At 41.4% G+C, this 1677-nt stretch carries 2 protein-coding genes; one reads left to right on the top strand and one right to left on the bottom strand.

Annotation, left to right across the window (positions count from 1 at the left end):
* Nucleotides 1-206, bottom strand: a 206-nt coding sequence (locus A3756_RS15965; protein WP_255376521.1) for an NAD(P)/FAD-dependent oxidoreductase, incomplete at its 3' end; no start/stop codon positions are given.
* A 720-nt stretch (nt 207-926) separates the two neighbouring features.
* Here A3756_RS15965 and A3756_RS15960 point away from each other — a divergent pair.
* Complete coding sequence (locus tag A3756_RS15960; RefSeq protein WP_068508385.1) at nt 927-1676, top strand: electron transfer flavoprotein subunit beta/FixA family protein; 750 nt, start codon at nt 927-929, stop codon at nt 1674-1676.
* Nucleotide 1677 lies beyond the last annotated feature (1 nt).

Genomic DNA, 1677 nt, shown 5'->3' with positions numbered 1-1677 from the left:
CCCATTTCTTTCCAATTAGGGAACAGCTCATTTAACGCTGTTGGTTCTAGAACTGCGCCAGACAGGATGTGGGCGCCAACCTCAGATCCTTTTTCTACAACGCATACGCTGATTTCATTACCAGTCTCTTCAGCGATTTGTCTTAGACGACAGGCTGCTGATAATCCAGCGGGGCCACCGCCGACAATGAGTACGTCAAACTCCATCGATTCACGTTCCACAATAGGTCTCCTCGTGCATATACGTTATATAGCGTCCTGATGTTAAGCCTGTTTAGCTGGACCAGAGCGCAGTTTTTAGTTTCCGCTTTTTTACGGCGCGCGAATTATACAGTTATTCGCTGAAATTCGCACCCCCAGTCTTTCTGACTATGCTAATTCACAATATGGCAGTGACGGAAGTAGTGATGAATACCTCTCTTTTAGCATGTTGACTAAATATATAGCCACTTTAGCTTCCTGTGCTGCAAAGAGAGTTTCAAACAAACGTTTGAATTTTACCTGTTTATTCAATGTATGTAAAAGGTAGTTGTTATCCTGGTATTCGCAATTGATTTAGAGCATAAAAATATAGAAAAAGAGTGTTGAAATAGGTGCGATTTAATGTGCAACTATTGACCTAAAAGCGATTTATCGGCAGAATCATGCGCTTCGCGAAAGCTGTATTTTATTTAATCTTGGAAGGCTAGTGAGTATTTGCTGGTTTTTTCGAGGGTTAAATGCTGATAAAACACCGCTTAAGAGCCCGAATGGACTAAAGTAGTGTAAATTATATTTTTGCTTCGCGCCTGTATCTGGGTCTATCTAGGTCGTTGTTCAGGGTTTACCGGTCATTGTTAATTTTTATTAGTTAGCGAATGCTTGGGTAAGTAAAACTTTGAAGAATGATAAGACCTCTAAATTCAATTGTTAATTAACGAGGAATCTATGAAGGTTCTGGTCGCTGTTAAACGAGTTATTGACTATAACGTCAAAGTTCGAGTTAAGCCTGATAATTCAGGTGTAGATCTTACTAATATCAAAATGGCAATGAACCCATTCTGTGAAATCGCTGTTGAAGAAGCGGTTCGCTTGAAAGAGAAGGGTGTTGCAAGTGAAATCGTAGTGGTTTCTATTGGTCCTAAAGTTGCTCAAGAGCAAATTCGTACAGCCCTGGCGCTAGGTGCGGATCGCGGTATTCTGATTGAAACTGACGAAGAAGTTCAGTCTCTACAAGCTGCAAAATTATTTAAGTCTGTTGTTGAAAAAGAAGAGCCACAGCTAGTAATTCTTGGTAAGCAGTCTATCGACTCTGATAACAACCAAACTGGTCAGATGCTTGCTGCATTGACTGGTATGCCTCAAGGTACGTTTGCTTCTGAAGTTGTTGTTGATGGCGACAAAGTAAATGTTACTCGTGAAGTTGATGGTGGTCTGATGACAGTTGGTTTGAACTTGCCAGCAGTTGTAACAACTGACTTGCGTTTGAACGAGCCACGTTATGCTTCTCTTCCAAATATCATGAAAGCGAAGAAAAAGCCGCTTGAAATGACAACTCCAGCTGACCTGGGTGTTGATGTTGCTGCTAGCTTGAAGATTACCAAGGTTGAAGAGCCAGCTACGCGTTCAGCAGGTATTAAAGTTGCCGATGTTGCTGAATTGGTTGACAAACTTAAGACTGAAGCGAAGGTGATCTAAC

This window comes from Oleiphilus sp. HI0086 (genome assembly GCF_001635225.1).
The sequence above is the reverse complement of the archived record's forward strand: the minus strand, read 5'-3'. Positions and strand labels throughout refer to the sequence as shown.